The sequence below is a fragment of the Lutibacter oceani genome (assembly GCF_003384935.1).
Classification (GTDB): domain Bacteria; phylum Bacteroidota; class Bacteroidia; order Flavobacteriales; family Flavobacteriaceae; genus Lutibacter; species Lutibacter oceani.
The window spans coordinates 435,470-454,148 of record NZ_QTTQ01000010.1 but is presented as its reverse complement, the minus strand read 5'-3'; the positions used below and the strand labels follow the sequence as shown (position 1 = coordinate 454,148).

Below are 18,679 nucleotides of genomic sequence, written 5' to 3'. Positions count from 1 at the left end.
CAAACTAAATGCTCTTCAAATTTTTAAAATATATAAATCCAACAAATTATTTCAATTTAGAAAGAAATAACAATACTACTGTTTTTCCAGATTGGGATGCTTTGCCTAAAAATATACAAGCGCAAATAAAATTGAATAAAGCTTATAGTAATTTAGAAATAAGTAAATTGGATGGAGCTTACCAAGCCATTCAAAAAGGGTATATTGGAAATGTAAAAACGATTAATTTTAAAGCACAAATTCCAATTGAGGATGAATACCGTTTTATAAGAACTTATTTTAATAAATTATGGGTGTATTACACCTTATTACTGCGTTTAATAACCTTTCACAACCCATTAAAAGAGTTTAAAGCTTTTTTTAAAACGCGTAAAATAATACAAATAAATGTATTTAAAGAGCCTATAAGTTACCCGGAATGGGATAATTTTAAAAGTGAACTATTACAACAACAGCCAAAAGTAAGTGTAATTATTCCAACCTTAAACAGGTACAACTATTTAATAGATGTTTTAAAAGATCTTGAAAAACAGGACTATCAAAATTTTGAAGTAATTGTAGTTGATCAATCAGAACCTTTTCAAGAATCGTTTTACAAACAATTTAAATTGAATTTAAAGTTGATTTATCAACAAGAAAAAGCTTTGTGGCTGGCAAGAAATACAGCAATTAAATCTTCCAATGCATCTTATTTTTTGTTATTTGATGATGATAGTAGGGTAGCTACCGATTGGATTACAAACCATTTAAAATGTATCGACTTTTTTAATGCTGAAATATCTTCTGGAACTTCAATATCTGTTGTTGGAGCAAAAGTCCCGGAATCGTATCGTTATTTCAAATTATCAGATCAAATTGATACAGGAAATGTACTTATTAAAAGAAAGGTATTTGAACAAATAGGGTTATTTGACCGGCAATTTGAAAAGCAACGTATGGGCGATGGTGAATTTGGCTTAAGAGCCTATTTGGCAGGCTTTTTAAATATATCCAATCCAACATCGGAACGGTTGCATTTAAAAGTAGCAACAGGAGGGTTACGACAAATGGGAAGTTGGGATGGCTTTAGACCTAAAAAGTGGTTTTCTCCCAGACCTATTCCAAGTGTGGTATATTTATTTAGAAAATATTTTGGAAATAAGTTAACTCGATTTGCCTTACTAAAAGCAGTACCTCCTTCATTAATACCTTATAAGTATAAGAATCAACCAAAAATGATGTTAATTGGTTATTTACTTTCAGTACTATTATTGCCGTTGGTTTTATTTCAAGTATTTAAATCTTGGAAGTTGGCAAGTAAAAAGTTAGAAGAAGGAAGTTTAATTGAAAAGTTAATTTAATTTGCATTATAAAAAAATATTTTAGAATGACACAATTTAAATATTTTATTTCCGATATAAATAGGCTGCTGGGTAAGAGAAAAATTAGAATTATTCATATTTGGTTAAGTAGAATTTTTGTTGGAATATTTTTATACAGATTTGAAAGAAGTTTATTTTTAATTTTCAATAATTTTTATGGAATTTTGAGAATACCATTTTTGCCTCTATTTTATCTTTTTCAAGCATATTCAAATATTGATATCCATTATAAAGCAAATATTAAAGGAGGATTATTAATTTTACATCCTTCATTAGGAATTGTAATTTCAGGTCAAGTGAGTATAGGGGAAAATTTGACTTTAACAGGAGGTAATTTAATCGGTACAAAAAAAAACTGTGAAAAAGATTCTTTTATAATTGGTGATCATTGTACGTTTGGGGGCAATGCAACTTTAATAGGTCCTTTAATTTTAAGTGATAACATTACTATTGGTGCTTCTGCCTGTGTTATAAATAATTGCCTTCAAAAAAACAGTATTTTAGTTGGAATTCCAGCAAAAGAGGTTTAAAATTTAATTAATGAACTCTAAAAAAATGCTACTAGTAACCTCAGAATTCCCCCCACAACCTGGAGGGATAGGAAATCACGCCTATAATTTAGCTACACAGTTACAATTAAAAGGTTATAAGGTTACAGTATTAGCTGACCTGCGTTCTAAAGATGGAGCAGAAGAACAACAATTTGATGCTACATTACTTTTTAAGGTTGTAAGAATTATACCCAACAAAATTAGCTGGTTTACCTATATACAGCGGATATTAAAATATAGAAGTTTGGTTACTAAAAGAGATTTGGTAATTGCCTCAGGTAAATTTTCGTTATGGATGGTTGGTTTAGATCCTTTTTTAAGCCTGTCTAAAAAAAATGCTGTTATTCATGGAACTGAATTAAACTTAAAAGGAATTCCCAAAATATTAATCAATAAATCGCTTCCAAAATTTAATAAAATAATTGCTGTTTCAAAATATACTAAATCCCTGGTTTTTTCATTAAAATTGAAAAATATTGAGGTAATACCTAACGGTTTTAAAACTTTTAAAACAGCAAAATTAAGTGAACCGAAAATTAATAGAGATGCTAATTACCCGATTCTAATTACAGTTGGAAATGTAACTGATAGAAAAGGGCAGTTAAATGTAATAAAGGCATTGCCTTTATTAAAAGAGAAATACCCAAAAATACAGTATCATATCGTGGGGATTCCAACAATGAAAGAAATGTTTAAAGAAGTTGCTTTTAAACTTGGAGTTCACAATTCCATAATTTTTCATGGTGAAGTTACAGGGGAAAGGAAGCATCAACTATTGAAAGAAAGTGATATATTTGTGATGCTGAGTAATAAAACCAATACCGGAGATGTTGAAGGCTTTGGAATTGCTGTAATTGAGGCAAATTTTATGGGTTTACCAGCTATTGGCTCTGGAAATAGTGGTATAGCTGATGCAATAAAAAATAATTGTTCTGGTAAATTGATCAATCCTATAGATGCAAATGCTTTTCTTGAAGCCATTAATACTATTTTAAAGGACTATACTAATTATTCAAACAATGCGAAAGAATGGTCAAAGCAATTTGACTGGAAAATTATTATTAAAAAATATTTAAACACCTTTGAATAAGCTATTAATTATTTCACATACAGAACATTACTCTCTAAAAAATAATGAAATTGTTGGGTTAGGATCTACTGTTAGAGAACTCAATTATTTGGCTACACTTTTTGAAGAGGTAATCCATTTAGCACCTTTACACAAGGAAACCGCTCCAAAAAGTGCAATTCGGTATCAAAATAATGTTACATACGTTCCACTAAAGCCATCTGGAGGAAAAGGATTTATGAAATTGAACATCTTTTTATATGCGCCTCATAATTTAGCCATTGTTAAAAAGTATTGTAACGAAGCAACTATTATTCAATTTAGAGCTCCAACGGGGATTGGATTGTATATACTTCCATATTTAAAATATTTTAATAAAAAACCATATTGGGTTAAATATGCGGGTAATTGGGTAGCCAAAGAATTGCCTTTGGGAAATAAATTACAACGATGGTGGCTTCAACATAAAATTTCACCAAAAACCACTATTACAGTTAATGGAAATTGGCAAAATCAACCAAAAAACATAATTTCTTTTGAAAATCCTTGTTTAGATTCTAATGATAGAGTTATTGGGGCAGAAATAATAGCTAAAAAAGTATTAGAAGATAAAATTAATTTTTGTTTTATAGGTGGTTTAAATGCCAATAAAGGTATTGAAATGCTAGTTAATGTTTTTTCGAAATTAAATGCTAATAATTTAGGAACCTTACACATTGTTGGAGATGGAGTTTTAAGAAATCGATTGGAAGTTGAAGCAAAAAAAGCAACCAATACTATTGTTTTTCATGGGTATTCGTCAAAAGAAAGTATTGTAGAAATTTATAAAAAGTGTCATTTTATTGTGTTGCCTTCAAAAAGCGAAGGTTTTCCAAAAGTAATTGGGGAAGCAATGAATTTTGGTTGTGTTCCTATTGTTTCAGAGGTTTCCTGTATCAATCAATACGTTCAAAATAACTACAATGGATACTTGATTAAACCTTTAATTGAAGAAAATTTAAGGAATGTAATACAACAAAGTTTATTACTTTCAAATGTTGATTTTATAAAATACATTGATATTAATTATAAAATGGCTGAAAAATTCACTTTTAACTATTATTTAAAAAGGATTCAAAAAGAAATAGTTTGTTAAACGTTTCATAAAAACTTATTTCAGTAAATTTGAATTTGTGATGTATTGTTTTAGTTACAGAATTAATATAACAAACCCTTGGAATACAATAAAAGATTTAATTTCGAATTTATTTTAGTGCTGCTGCATTTAGTATTGGGCGCATTAAGTCTGTTTGGTTTTGTATCAAAAATAGTGTCGTTGGCAATTGTTATTTTCGGAGTTATATTCATTATAAAGTCAAAAAATGATAACAACCAGGCAATTTATTGGAGTGCATATATTGTTGGTTCAGAGGTATTGTACAGGATGTCTGGAGGTACTTTTTTATATGAATTACCAAAATATTCAGTCTTATTATTTTTAGCATTGGGATTGTATTTTGAAAAAAAAAGACATCATGTTTCCATATCCTATTTAATAATAATTTTATTATTATTAATAGGCATTGCTTTTACCGATATACCTTTTAACGCATCTATACGCAAAGCAATTGCATTTAATTTAAGCGGCCCTATATTGTTATGCGTTTCTGCATTGTATTTTTACAAAAGAGAATTATCTATTTCAACATTATTAAATATGTTGTTTTATATGTTATTACCAATAATATCTATCGTAATTCTCCTATACCTTAAAACACCAGATTTTAATAATATAAGGTTTAGCAGTAATGCCAATTTTGCAACATCTGGGGGCTATGGTCCCAATCAGGTAGCAACAATTATTGGCATGGGAAGTTTTATTATTGTGAGTCTTTTGTTTTTTAGAAAACGTATTTTTCCGTTTTATGTATTGGATGTATTTTTATTTATATACTTTATTTACAGAGGGCTAATTACATTTTCAAGAGGAGGCATGGTAACTGCTTTTTTTGCGTTAAGCATTTTTCTATTTTTTTATATACTAGCCAGAAAAGATAAAATACAGCAATTATTTAAATATACGGGTATTATTTTGTTAGTTGGAACAGCATTATTGCTATATACTGCTGAGTTAACAGGAGGAATGTTAATTAATAGGTATACGAATAGAAATGCGGCGGGAATAGTAAAAGACGATTTTAGTACTGGTAGAATTGATTTATTTAAGAGTGAATTGGAAAATTTTTATGAACACCCTTTTTTTGGAATTGGTGTAGGAGGATCTAAATATGAGCGTTTTGAAGAAACTGATACTTTAGCAGCCTCCCATAATGAGGTTAGTAGATTGTTAAGTGAACATGGAATGATTGGATTGGTTGTATTGATTTTGTTATTAGTAATTCCAGTTGGTCATATTTTAAAACAACCTTACTTAGCGCGTGCTTTTTTAGCTGCGTTTTTAATGTTTTGGTTTTTAACCATTAACCACTCCGCAATGCGGATTGCTTTTCCTGCATTTATTTATGGTTTAAGTGTTACAATTATAAGTTTTAATAAAAAGGAAACATTAACGGAATAATTGAGCTGGATATTAATTTGAAAAAAATACTATACATAGGAAATAATTTAGATGCAAAGAATCCAACTACAATTGTGTTACTCTCAACATTGTTGCAAGAAATTGGTTTTGAGGTAAACATATATTCAAATAAAAAAAATAAGTTACTTCGTTTGTTAGCAATGTGTTTAGGTGTTTTTAAATACAGGAAAGCAAGTTTTCTTTTAATTGATACGTACAGTACTTCAAATTTTTATTATGCATTGGTAGTATCACAATTAGCCAGATTATTTAATTTAAAATACCTACCAATTTTACATGGTGGAAATTTACCAATAAGATTGAAAAATAGTTTGTATTTATCAGAATTAATATTTAAAAATGCTGAGTTAAGTGTAGCTCCTTCAAATTATTTGTTGCAACATTTTAAAAGCAATGGTTTTAAAACGGTATTTATTCCAAATGGAATTGAACTTAAAAATTATCCTTTTAAATTACGTAAAACTATAAGTCCTAAATTATTATGGGTACGTGCTTTTGATGAAATATACAACCCGCAAATGGCAATTAAAGTAGTAGCTTTGCTTAAAGAAACGTATCCAAATGCAAGTTTATGTATGGTTGGACCCGATAAGGATGGTTCTTTAACAAACGCAAAAATGTTGGCAAAAGAATTAGGAGTACAGAATTCTATAGAGTTTACAGGCTTACTTGATAAAAAAAAATGGATTAAAAAATCGGAGGAATTTGATGTGTTTATAAATACTACAAATATTGATAATACACCCGTTAGTGTAATTGAAGCTATGGCATTGGGTTTACCTGTAATTTCAACAAATGTTGGAGGAATCTCTTATTTAATTGATGCTAAGATTGATGGTATTTTAGTTGAAAAAAATAATGAAACTGAAATGGCGAATGCAATTATTAATTTAATTGAAAATCCAATTAAAGCGGTTAATATTGCAAACAATGCAAGGCAAAAAGTAGCTAATTTTGATAGCGTTGTTGTTAAAGAAGAATGGAGAAAATTATTGGAAAATGCTTAAAAAAGTAATTTTTAAACTCGGTCAGAAATTAAGAAATCCATCTTTAAATAATTGGTTTAGTTTCTTAAAAAAATCTGAATCTTGGACTTTAAAAGAACTTGAAAATTATCAATTATTAAAACTGAAGGAACTCGTTTCAGTTGCTTATAATAATTCGAAATTTTACAGAAACTTGTTTGAAGAAAATGGACTATCTCCTTCAGATATTAATTCGTTAGCCGATTTAAAGAAGATTCCAATTATTTCAAAAGAAGATTTAATTACAAAAAATAAAGATATTCAGGTTACATTAAAAGCTACAAAGTTTTTTAAAGCAAGTACTTCAGGAACCACGGGACAAGCTTTAAATTTTTTAAAGGATGAGTTTTCAGATTCATTTAATAGAGCCTCCATGTTTAGAGGGTATTCTTGGTACAAAGTAAACCCTTGGGATAAAAACGGTTATTTTTGGGGTTATAATTTTTCAAGTAAAGAAAAATTGAAAACAAGGGGTTTAGATGTCTTACAAAACAGGTTTAGAATATTTAACTTTAATGATAAACAATTAAAGTTATTTTCAAACAAACTTCATGATTCAGTATATGTACACGGATATTCTTCTGCTATTTATGAAACTGCAAAAAAAATAAATAGGCAACATTTTAATAAACCATTAAATTTAAAAATGGTTAAAGGCACTTCAGAAAAAATTTATGAGCGTTATCAAGATGAAATTAAAAAGGCTTTTGGACAAAAAATGATAAGTGAATATGGTGCAGCAGAAACAGGTATTATTGCATTTGAATGCCCAAGTGGAAATATGCATATTAATATGGAAGGTGTAATTGTTGAAGAAATAAATGAAGAAATTATTATTACAAATTTACAAATGCAATCGTTTCCTGTAATTCGTTATCGTTTAGGAGATTATGTGAAATTAGCACCCGAAAATAAAGAATGCGCCTGTGGTTTAAAACATTTAATAATTGAAGAAGTTACAGGTAGAATAGGAGCTATTGTTTATGGAGAAAAATTAACGTATCCAAGTTTGTATTTTTATTATATTTTTAAAAATTTAGCAAAGCAAGGTGTGTTTTTAAATTATCAAATTGTGCAAAATATAAAAGGTAAACTCAATTTTTTTATAGAACAAGATTTAAGTATGGAGCATAAAAAGCTTTTAGAAAACGAAATTGAACGTTATTTTAAAAAGGATTTAAAAATTAAAATAAATACTAATTTTGAGTTTAAAACAAGAGAAGGAAAGCATAAAAGTTTTATATCAAACATTTTATAAATGAACCAACTAGTTTCTATAATAACGCCAAATTATAATGCTTCGCAGTATATTGCAGAAACAATCCATAGTGTACAGAAACAAACTTATAAAAATTGGGAATTAATAATTGTTGATGATTGTTCTACTGATAATTCGGTAACGATTATTAAAGAATTTCAAAAAAAGGATGCTAGAATAAAATTAATTGAATTAAAAGAAAATGTTGGTCCTGCAATTGTAAGAAATGAAGGAATTAATATTGCAAAAGGTAAATATCTTACTTTTATAGACTCCGATGATATTTGGTTACCTGAGTTTATTGAAATTTCAAAAAAAAATATAATGAATTCTGATGGTTTTGTTTTTGCTTCTTATCACAGGTTTAATGAGGCTTTAGAACCAAAATACAAAGATTTTATTGTTCCTTTAAAAGTTAATTATTCTGATATTTTAAAATCTAATTCTATTAGTTGTTTAACAGCTTTTATAAATATTGAAAAGCTGGACAAGCTGTATATGCCTACAATACTTTATAGGCAAGATATGGGTTTATGGTTAAAATACCTTAAAAAAATTGACTATGCAATTGGAATTCAACAGCCATTGGCAATCTACCGAATTAGAAAAAAATCACATTCCAGAAATAAATTCAACCTAATAAAACACCAATGGAATTTTTATAGAAATGTTGCTGAACTTTCTGCTTGGTTATCGGTTTATTATCTTTTCAGTTGGATGTTTTATGGTGTACGTAAATATTATTTTTAAAAGGTTGTACTATAAATTCTAGTATGTATCTTTGAAATTATTAAATAAAAATTATCATGCCCCAAAAAAATGTTCCATTTTCAATTTCTGAACGAAAGCTGTTATTGCGCGTTTTTGATATTGTGTTTACCATTGGAGGATTGGTTTTAGTATCTTTTTTATTTAATTTTCATTACTTTAAATTTGAAAATAACACTGTTTATAGTTATATGTTTATTTTAAGTGCTTATGTACTTTTGTTTGGGCAAATATTTGAAATGTATAATTTAGAGGTTGCAAACGATAAATATTTAATATTAAGAAGTACAATTTTAACAGGTTTTTCAACCACGCTTTTTTATGTTTTTACACCGGTAGTTACGCCAATTTTACCAGAAAACAGGTTGCAAATTTTATATCTTTTTTTAGCAATAACTGTATCAATTTATATTTGGAGGTATGCTTATATTCAGTTTATTTTTAAACCGATATTTTTTAATAGAATAATAATTCTTGGTTCTGATAATAATGAAATAATTAAGTTAATTAATTTAATAAACACGAAAGCTCCAAATAATAACATTATTGGGTATATAAGTCCAAAAGAGATTTTAAATCAGCCGGCTAAATTTCTTGACGCTAACAAAGTAATGTTAAAAGAGTTTGTTTTAAATAGTCAAATTTCAGAAGTTGTAGTTGATAACTTTCATAAAAGTGAATTTACCAACCAGTTTACGCCACAACTAATTTCACTTTTTAAAAGAGGTAATAAAATTACCAGTTCAGAAAAATTTATTGAATCAATTTCAAAGAAAGTCCCTGAAACACATCTTAATGAGAGTTTTTATAATCATTTAAATTTTAGTACAAGCCAGCAAAATAGGGTTTATTTAATTTTTCACCGGGTATTTGATATAATTGGTTCCATAATTGGAATAGTATTTTTAATTGGTTTATTGCCTTTTGTATTTTTAGGTAATTTAATTTGGAATAAAGGAGCATTGTTTTATTACCAGGAAAGAGTTGGAAAAGGAGGGAAGTTGTTTAAGATTGTAAAATTGAGAACAATGGTTGAAAATGCTGAAAAATCAGGTGCGGTTTGGGCACAAAAAGATGATGAAAGAATAACTAAGTTTGGTAAGTTTTTAAGAAGAACAAGACTTGATGAAGTACCTCAATTTATAAATATATTAAAAGGAGATATGAGTATAATAGGTCCCAGACCTGAAAGAACGGAATTTGTTGCAGAATTAAGCGAAAACTATCCGTTTTATACCATTAGAAATGTTATTAAGCCTGGATTAACAGGCTGGGCACAAGTAGAATATCCTTATGCAAGTACTAAAGAAGAGCAATATACTAAATTAAGATATGATTTATATTATATAAAAGAACGGAATTTATTGTTGGATTTTAAAATTATAATTAAAACAATTAGTACCGTGTTATTTTATAGAGGGACGTAATTTTAATAGTTAAATTTAATAAATAGCACGTTTTATAAAATCTTCAAAGTCTTCGTAAAATTCTTCAAATTGATGCATTGCTTCATAAAAAAACTCAAATGCTCCTTGCCAAGTGTTTTTATCATGAATATTAAATGCTCCGTTGTATTTTACATAAACTCTATGAATAATTTTACCAGTATCTAATGGATAAATTTCATCAAATATAACATCGGGTAAATAATCTTCTGTTAAATTGCTTTTTACTTCTAAAAGTTGATCAAAAAGTAATTCATTTTTAGTTCTATCAAAAGATTCAATATCTAAACAAACCAATGCTTGTTTTTTATCGGCAACAAATTTAAAACTGAAATCTTTAATTTTTGTATTATACAATAACCATTTTCTTGGAAATGATTTCCCAAAACTTGTCCAAAATTCTTTTCTGAGTTTTGCAGATGCTTCTTTGCTAAACATTTATCCGTGTATGGTTTCTGTAGTTCCTAAGTCCTTCATAATTTCAGCTTCAAATTCCAACAAATCATTCCATTTTTTGTCTACTTCTTTTCGTTCTCCAAAAGTACGTGCAAAATTCAAAAATAAAACATAATGATTTGCTTCTGAAACCATTAAATCTCTATAAAATTTGGCTAATTCTTGATCTTTAATCCCTTCAGAAAGTAGCCTGAAACGCTCACAACTTCTGGCTTCAATTAATGCCGCATACAACAACCTGTGTACTAGTTGAGTAGTTCTGCTACCACCTTTTGGAAAGAATTTCAGCAATTTATTTACGTATAAATCCTTTCTGTCTTGGCCTAATTTTATGTTTCGTGCAAGTAGTTTTTCATGTACTAACTTAAAATGGCTCATTTCTTCTTTTACTAATGAAACCATTTCTGTAACCAATTCAGAATACTCTGGGAAACTCATTATTAGCGAATTAGCAGTTGATGCTGCTTTTAACTCACAATGAGCATGGTCAATTAATATTTCGTCAATATTTTTTTCTGCAATATTTACCCAACGCGGATCGGTTGGAAGTTTTAAGCCTAACATAATTATGTGTCAAATTTAAATTTAAGTTCTTCTAAACTGGTTTCTCCACCAACTAAGGTTATAACATCTCCTAAACGCATACGTGTATATCCGTGAGAAACTAACAGTTGACCTTTTCTTTTTATTGAAAGTACCAGTACATCAGCAGGTAAGCGTAAATCACGTAAACGCATACCGTGTATATCTTCATTTCTAATTTCAACATCCATAGAATCTTGCCCTTCATCCATACCAAGTAGTAATGAAGTTGCATTTGGTGAACGTACAAAATGATCTAACAAACTAACCATTGCAGTGGCAGGTTCAATTATTAAAACTCCAAGTTTGTGAAATTTCTCAAAATTATCTCTATTATTTAAACGTACTATAACATCTTTAGTACCAATATGTTCGTATATAAGTTCTGCAATTTTGTAATTATCTTCATCAGAAAGCATTAAAATTATTGCTTCTGTTTTATCTAAAGCTAATTGTTTAATTCCTGTAAAACTAATTGAAGTTAATTGAAGTACTTTAAAATCATTTACAACTTTTTCTTGTTTTCTATCAACATTTATAATTCTTGCTTCCCATTTGTTTTTTTGTAATTGAGTAGCTAAAGCAATTGATTGATCTTCTAAACCAAATATTACAGCATCTCTTGTGCTATCCAATGCAGGCATTTTTGCGCGTAAATGACTTTCTTTTACAAAGTTTAATGACCATTTAAAAAGTGGAGGACCAATTAATTGATTTAAAACAATAATGGCAATTATAATAGTTTCAAACTGATGACCCCAAGCAGGAAATATATTTGAAATAATGGTTGCCAAACCTAATGCCACACCAGCTTGTGTTAAATAAGGCATCCAGGCAATTAAAGCATATTTTTTGGGGTCTTGTGCTGCATAAACACCAAAAATTCCTCCAAAAAACATAGTAATTAAACGTAAAAAGAACAATCCAACAGCAATTCCAAAAACACTCATTAATGTTTGAATTGATAATGAGGCACCTGTGAGCGTAAAGAAAATTATATAAATTACGGGGCTAATTTCGTCTAAAGCTTCTGAAAACTCAATACGGTGTTTGCTATAATTTGTAAGTACAAAACTTCCAATAATACATATTAGTAAAGGCTCTAAAATAAATTCATGGTGAAATAATTCAAGAGATTTTATTTGTATATAATGAGCGAACAAGTAAATGCTATATCCAATAATTAATACTGAAAAACCTTTTAATTTTGTGTCCATTTTTGTTGAAAATGGTATTTGTAAAATTTTTCCAACTACATAACCCAATCCGAATGAGGTTAATATTTCAAAAAATAAAATGACAAAAAACATTAAATTAGTTGTTTCATCATTTATTAGCGCTTTTGCAACCGCTAAACAAATGGCAAATAAAACTATTACCAATACATCTTTTACAACTGTAACACCCATTACCGTTTTTGTAAACGGACCATTGGCTCGCATTTCATTAATAACGGCAATTGCTGAAGAAGGGGATCGTGCAACAAAAATTGTAGCAAATAAAATAGCTACTGCAATTTTATGAGTTGAAGGCATTTCAGCCATAAAAGGGATATATGATGCACCAAAATAAATTACTACCGAACTCATTACAAAAGTAATAACTAACTGACCAATAGTCATCCATTTAATACTATTAACACGGCTTCTTAATTCATTTAGGTATAGTTCTGAACCTGCTGAAAAAGCTATAATTGCTAAAGCAATTTCATTTAGAAAAAAAAGTTCATCAACAGCTTTTGGAGAGATAAAATTTAGGACTGATGAACCAGCGATTATCCCGGTAATTATTAAACCAGTAATTAAAGGAAATTTGATTTTTTGAAAAATTTTTGCTATTTCATTAGAAGCAATCGCAACAATTAAAAAACCTACTAAAAATGTGAGTAATAATTTAATGTCCAAATTATAAAATTTTAATTGCTAATATAACTAATTGATCTTTTAATTATTAATGATTACAAGTCTAAATCAAAAGTTTTTCTTAATAATTCCATAGCTTTATTTTTTTCTTTTAGTTTTTGATATTTTTCCTGAGGAGTGTAGGCGTATTTTTTTGTCTCTTTTTCATTTACATCAATTATTAAATCTACCTTATAATTATTTAAACCTTCTCTTAAATATTTTAATAATGAATGTTTAGCCCTGTCTAATTGATCCTTCATTAAATTGTTAGGAAGTTCAAAATGAATATTTTCATCTTTTAAGAAAGGTTTGTTTGCTTTCATAATAGATGCAACACTTTTTTTCCCTTTATCTAAAAGCTGTTCGGTATATTTTTCCCATAAAATTATAGCTTCATTTTCTTTAAAACTATCAGTTGGTAGTCCTTCAACCTGATCGTATTCAACTTCAATTTTTTCTAATTCCTTTTTTCTATTGATACTAGTTAAGGAAAGTGCAGACCGTCTTCTTGTAGTTGTTTCTAAAACTGGTGGAGTTTTTTCTAATGAAACATCAATTTTTGTTTCATTTATTATAGGAACCTCTTTTTTTTGTTCGGCAATGTGTTTTGATATAATGGGTTTGGAAAATGTTTTTCGTTTTACCTTACTTTGAAAATGTATTGCAGCAATTATGTATGGTTTATTATTTTTTTTTTCTCCATCAAAAGTGATAGAGGCTAATTGCATAAGTGTTAGTTCAACTAACAAGCGTTGGTTTTTACTGCTTTTATATTTTAAATCGCAATCATTTGCCAACTCAATTGCTTGCAGTAAAAAACGAATATCGCTTTTTTGTGATTGTGCTAAATATTTCTTTTTAGCATTATCACCAACTTCTAATAAATCAAGCGTAATTTTATCTTTTGTTACCAATAAATCTCTAAAATGAGAAGCCAGACCACTAATAAAATGGTGCCCTTCAAATCCTTTTGATAAAATAGTATTAAAATGAACCAACACTTCGGGAATTTTATTTTCTAACAGTAAATCAGTGGTTTTAAAATACTCATCATAATCCAGTACATTTAAGTTTTCTGTAACTGCTCTGCGTGTTAATTCACTACCTGAAAAACTTACAACTCTATCAAAAATAGATAAGGCATCACGCATTGCTCCATCAGCTTTTTGTGCTATAATATGAAGCGCATCATCATCAGCATTTATATTTTCTTTTGCTGCTATTTTTACTAAATATTCTTTAGCATCCAGTACTCCAATACGTTTAAAATCAAATATTTGACAGCGTGAAAGTATGGTTGGTATTATTTTATGTTTCTCGGTAGTTGCTAAAATAAATATTGCGTGTGCAGGTGGTTCTTCTAATGTTTTTAAAAAGGCATTAAAAGCTGCTTGAGATAGCATATGTACCTCATCAATAATATACACTTTGTATTTTCCTGTTTGAGGAGGAATTCTAACCTGATCAGTTAAACTCCTAATATCATCTACAGAATTGTTGGATGCTGCATCTAATTCAAAAATGTTAAAAGCAAAATCATCTTCACTTATTTCTCCAGCATTTTCGTTAATTTTTTTAGCTAAAATTCTGGCGCAAGTTGTTTTTCCAACTCCTCGCGGACCTGTAAATAAAAGTGCTTGTGCTAAATGATTATTTTTTATAGCATTTTCAAGCGTATTTGTAATCGCTTTTTGCCCAACAACATCCTCAAATGTTTGAGGTCTGTATTTTCGAGCTGACACTATAAATTGTTCCATAAGGTTAAATTAGGTTCATTTACAAAAATAGAAAAACCAATGATTTATATTGTATTTAATTTGTAAAAAATGAAAGTTTTTTATCAAAAATTAGAATAGTAATTTATAGCATTGAAAAAATATAATTAAATGTATTTTTTTAAGTTTACTATATTGAAGCTTTAATTTATCTCGGATTTTCTGAATATATTTTATTATATAACTTTAAATATTTTTTGATAATTTCTTCTCGCTTAGGTTTCATTGTTGGGGTAAGTAAACCATTATCAATTCCCCAAACATCTGGTGTAAGCTCAAATCGTTTTATAGTTTCCCATTTTCCAAAATTTTCATTTCCTTTATCAATTTCCTGCTGAATGCGTTCTATAACATGAGGGTTTTCAATTAAATCTTCATTGTTGCCGGGAATAGGTTCATGATGAAGTTTAGCCCAGTCTCTTAAAAAATCAAAGTTAGGTTGAATTAATGCTGCTGGCATTTTTTGTCCTTCACCAATAACCAAAATCTGTTCAATAAATCGAGATTGTTTCATTTCATTTTCTATAAGGGCAGGAGCAATATATTTTCCTCCTGAAGTTTTAAAAATTTCTTTTTTTCTTCCGGTTATTTTTAAAAAACCATCTGCATCAATTTCACCTTTATCACCAGTATGAAAATAATCACCCGTCATAACACTTGCAGTTTTTTCGGGATCTTTATAATAGCCTTGCATAATATTAGGACCTTTAGCTAAAATTTCACCGTCGTCTGCAATTTTAATTTCAACATTAGCAATTGGTTTTCCAACAGTTCCAATACGCATTAAACCATCTTTATACATATTTACAGAAATTACAGGAGAAGTTTCAGTAAGCCCGTAACCTTCCATAACTGCCATTTTAGCTGCAGTAAATACCCTTGCTAAACGTGGTTGTAAAGCGGCACTTCCAGAAACCATTGTAGTTAATTCTCCACCTAAAGCTTCACGCCATTTGTTAAAAATTAATTTATTAGCAATTGCAAGTTTAAACTCATACCACAAGCCATTTTTTCCATAAGGTTCATATTTTAAGCCTAAATCAACTGCCCAAAAGAATAATGCCTTTTTAATTCCTTTTAATTCAGAACCTTTTGCTATAATTCCATCATAAACTTTTTCGAGTAAACGGGGAACTACAGACATTAAATTTGGATGCACTTCTTTTATATTTACTCCAATTTTTTCAATACTTTCAGCAAAATATATTGACGTTCCTGAGTATTGATATAGATAATGAAGCATACGCTCAAAAATGTGACAAACGGGTAAAAAACTGAGTGTTCTGCCATTACCTATTGTCAATGGTAAACGCGGTAAACTATCAATTACATTACTAACTACATTGTTATGAGAAAGCATAACACCTTTTGGTTTTCCTGTTGTTCCAGAAGTATAAATTATAGTTGCCAAATCATTAGATTGAACAGTTTCTTTAATTGTTTCTACTTCATTTTGACTGCTTTCGTCTTTTCCTAGTTCCAAAACTTCAGTCCAGTTTTTGCAACCTTCCACTTTATCAAACGAATAAATTTCTTTTAAAGTGCTAACATTTTGTGTAATGGCAATAGCTTTTTTATAAAGTTCTTCATCAGATAAAAAGCAATGTGTTACTTCAGCATGATTAAAAATATATTCATAATCTTCTTTTGAAATAGTTGGATAAATTGGGATACTAATTGCTCCAATTTGCAAAATTCCTAAATCTAAAATGTTCCATTCGGTTCTGTTATTAGAAGAAATAACCGCAATTTTATCGCCAGGTTTTATGCCAAGTTTTAAGAGTCCTCTACTTATTGCATTTCCTTTTGCAATAAATTCTTCCGTAGAAGTAGCTACCCATTTGTTATCATATTTTGTGCAAAACGCGGTTTCTAAGTTAAAATTTTCGAGTTGGTAATACGCAAATTCGAACAGTCTCGTAATTTCTTTTGGCATTTGTTATTGTATATTTGAGTGCGGTACAAATTATAAAAATTAAAATGAATTTACAAGAATGATAAAAACAATAGTAGTAATTTATTTTTTATAAATATTTTGATGTAATATTTTATATTTATTCAAAATTTCTCTTCTTTTCATTTTCATAGTCGGCGTTAATAATCCATTTTCAACAGTCCATATTTCAGGGGTTAATTCGAAGGCTTTTATTTGTTCCCATTTGCCAAACGTTTCATTTGCGATATTAATTTCTTTTTGAATACGTTTTTTTACTTTCTTTTTTGAAATGATCGATTCGAAAGTGCCATTATTTTTTATATTTTTTCTTTTTGCCCATTCAATTATAAATTCAAAATGTGGTTGAATAATGGCTGCTGGCATTTTTTCGCTTTCACCAATTATCATTGCTTGTTCAATAAAACGAGATTCTTTTAATTTACTTTCTAATACAGCAGGCGCAATATATTTTCCTCCAGAGGTTTTAAACATTTCCTTTTTGCGGTCTGTAATTTTTAAAAATCCTTGGTTATCTAATTCACCAATATCCCCAGTATGCAACCAATGGTTTATTATAGTTTTAGAAGTTAAATCTTCATTTTTATAGTAGCCCATCATAATATTGGAGCCTTTTACCAGTATTTCACCATCTTCAGCAATTTTAACTTCAATGTCTTCTAAAACTTTTCCAACAGTTCCAATTTTAAAACCACCATTTCTAAAATCATTTATTGAAATACCAGGAGAAGTCTCTGTCATACCATAACCTTCAAAAACTGGAATTCCGGCAGCAGTAAAAATTTTAATTAGTATAGGTTGTAATGGAGCACTTCCAGAAACCAAAAATTTAATGTTTCCACCTAATGCTTCTTGCCATTTACTAAAAACCAACTTTTTTGCAATTCCTAATTGAAGATGATACCACCATCCGTTTTGGTTATAGGGTTTGTATTTTTTAGCTAAATCTAACGACCAAAAGAAAAGTGTTTTTTTAATACCATTTAAATTACTTCCTTTATCAACAATTTTATCATAAATTTTTTCTAGTAAGCGAGGTACTACAGGAATGAAATGGGGTTTTACTTCTTTCAAATTATCTCCTAATTTATCAATAGCTTCAGCAAAGTAAATTTCAAAACCCATTAATTGATAATAATATAAAGCAAAACGTTCAAAAATATGACATACGGGTAAATAGCTTAAAACTTTATAATTTCCAGGTTTAAAATCCAAAGCTTTTGCACTTACTATGGTATTTTCTACAATGTTTTTATGTGAAAGCATAACGCCTTTTGGTACACCAGTTGTTCCTGAAGTATAAATAATTGTAGCAAGATTACCTGGTAAAACTTGCTTTTTTAATACATCAACATCATTTTGATTTGAAGTATTTTCTCCTAGCTCTAAAAGAGATTCCCAACTGGAAATACCTTCAAGTGTATCAAATGAATATATAGTTTTTAAATTTGTCTTTTCCTTTATTTTGGTAACTTTTTTAGCCAAATCATTATCTGAAACAAAACATAAAACAGCATCAGAATGGTTGATAATGTATTGGTAATCAGCACTTGATATTGTAGGGTATAAAGGCACATTAACAGCGCCAATTTGTAAAATTGCAATATCCAGTATACTCCATTCAACCCTGTTGTTTGTTGTAACAACTACAATTTTATCGTTTGGTTTTATGCCTAAACGAAGCAATGCTCTGCTAATAGTATTTGCTTGTTCAAGATATTGTTTTGTTGAAGTTGCAACCCATTTAGAATCAGTTTTAGAATTGAAACATTTTTCTTGTGGATTATTTGAGAGTTGATTGTATGCAAAATCAAACAGACGTGTTGCTTTTTTAATCATAAATTACATTTGGTTGGTACCAAAATAGTTATAAAATTAAGAATTAACAAAATCTAAATACTTTCAGGTTTTTTATTAAAAATTGTATTGTATATTTATTGAAATCTAAAAAAT

15 protein-coding genes are annotated in these 18,679 nt (G+C 28.7%); 9 read left to right on the top strand and 6 right to left on the bottom strand.

The genetic code is table 11. The features are described from left to right. The first annotated feature begins 8 nt into the window (after positions 1–8). The 9 genes from BX611_RS07450 to BX611_RS07410 all read left to right on the top strand — a co-directional run bounded on the left by BX611_RS07450 (position 9) and on the right by BX611_RS07410 (position 10,037). Positions 9–1,340: a glycosyltransferase family 2 protein gene (locus tag BX611_RS07450; RefSeq protein ID WP_115879738.1), complete on the top strand. Its 1,332-nt coding sequence runs from the start codon at positions 9–11 to the stop codon at positions 1,338–1,340. Positions 1,341–1,366: 26 nt separating this feature from the next. Next, positions 1,367–1,891, top strand: coding sequence for an LbetaH domain-containing protein (locus tag BX611_RS07445; protein ID WP_115879736.1), 525 nt, complete (start codon positions 1,367–1,369; stop codon positions 1,889–1,891). A gap of 10 nt (positions 1,892–1,901) precedes the next feature. After that, positions 1,902–3,002 (top strand): glycosyltransferase family 4 protein, encoded by a 1,101-nt coding sequence (locus BX611_RS07440; protein WP_115879734.1) that lies wholly within the window; start codon positions 1,902–1,904, stop codon positions 3,000–3,002. Then, positions 2,995–4,116 carry a glycosyltransferase family 4 protein gene (locus BX611_RS07435; RefSeq protein WP_115879732.1) on the top strand — a complete coding sequence of 374 codons (1,122 nt, stop codon included), beginning with the start codon at positions 2,995–2,997 and terminating at the stop codon, positions 4,114–4,116. The genes BX611_RS07440 and BX611_RS07435 overlap by 8 nt, the downstream gene beginning before the upstream one ends. Before the next feature lie 78 nt (positions 4,117–4,194). Continuing rightward, complete coding sequence (locus tag BX611_RS07430) at positions 4,195–5,538, top strand: O-antigen ligase family protein (RefSeq protein ID WP_147296407.1); 1,344 nt, start codon at positions 4,195–4,197, stop codon at positions 5,536–5,538. 17 nt (positions 5,539–5,555) lie between these two features. After that, positions 5,556–6,566, top strand: coding sequence for a glycosyltransferase family 4 protein (locus tag BX611_RS07425; protein WP_317047883.1), 1,011 nt, complete (start codon positions 5,556–5,558; stop codon positions 6,564–6,566). After that, complete coding sequence (locus BX611_RS07420) at positions 6,559–7,842, top strand: phenylacetate--CoA ligase family protein (RefSeq protein WP_115880486.1); 1,284 nt, start codon at positions 6,559–6,561, stop codon at positions 7,840–7,842. The genes BX611_RS07425 and BX611_RS07420 overlap by 8 nt, the downstream gene beginning before the upstream one ends. Continuing rightward, entirely contained in the window at positions 7,843–8,592 is a 750-nt protein-coding gene (locus BX611_RS07415) for a glycosyltransferase family 2 protein (protein ID WP_115879725.1), read from the top strand. It abuts the gene before it with no gap. Between the two features lie 56 nt (positions 8,593–8,648). Next, positions 8,649–10,037: an exopolysaccharide biosynthesis polyprenyl glycosylphosphotransferase gene (locus BX611_RS07410; protein ID WP_115879723.1), complete on the top strand. Its 1,389-nt coding sequence runs from the start codon at positions 8,649–8,651 to the stop codon at positions 10,035–10,037. Positions 10,038–10,052: 15 nt separating this feature from the next. Here BX611_RS07410 and BX611_RS07405 read toward each other — a convergent pair whose 3' ends face one another. From BX611_RS07405 to BX611_RS07380, 6 genes are all read right to left on the bottom strand, one after another. Beyond that, positions 10,053–10,493, bottom strand: coding sequence for a DUF4268 domain-containing protein (locus BX611_RS07405; RefSeq protein ID WP_115879721.1), 441 nt, complete (start codon positions 10,491–10,493; stop codon positions 10,053–10,055). Then, positions 10,494–11,075 carry a tRNA-(ms[2]io[6]A)-hydroxylase gene (gene miaE, locus BX611_RS07400; RefSeq protein ID WP_115879719.1) on the bottom strand — a complete coding sequence of 194 codons (582 nt, stop codon included), beginning with the start codon at positions 11,073–11,075 and terminating at the stop codon, positions 10,494–10,496. Between the two features lie 2 nt (positions 11,076–11,077). Beyond that, the gene (locus BX611_RS07395; protein ID WP_115879717.1) at positions 11,078–12,997 is read right to left on the bottom strand and encodes a monovalent cation:proton antiporter family protein; all 1,920 of its coding nucleotides are present in this window, start codon (positions 12,995–12,997) and stop codon (positions 11,078–11,080) included. Between the two features lie 53 nt (positions 12,998–13,050). Then, positions 13,051–14,754, bottom strand: a complete 1,704-nt coding sequence (dnaX, locus tag BX611_RS07390) for a DNA polymerase III subunit gamma/tau (RefSeq protein ID WP_115879715.1) — start codon at positions 14,752–14,754, stop codon at positions 13,051–13,053. Positions 14,755–14,920: 166 nt separating this feature from the next. Beyond that, a complete protein-coding gene (locus tag BX611_RS07385; protein ID WP_115879713.1) occupies positions 14,921–16,708 on the bottom strand; it encodes an AMP-dependent synthetase/ligase in 1,788 nt (595 codons plus the stop codon). Between the two features lie 81 nt (positions 16,709–16,789). After that, positions 16,790–18,565 (bottom strand): AMP-dependent synthetase/ligase, encoded by a 1,776-nt coding sequence (locus BX611_RS07380; protein ID WP_240324924.1) that lies wholly within the window; start codon positions 18,563–18,565, stop codon positions 16,790–16,792. Positions 18,566–18,679: the final 114 nt, after the last annotated feature.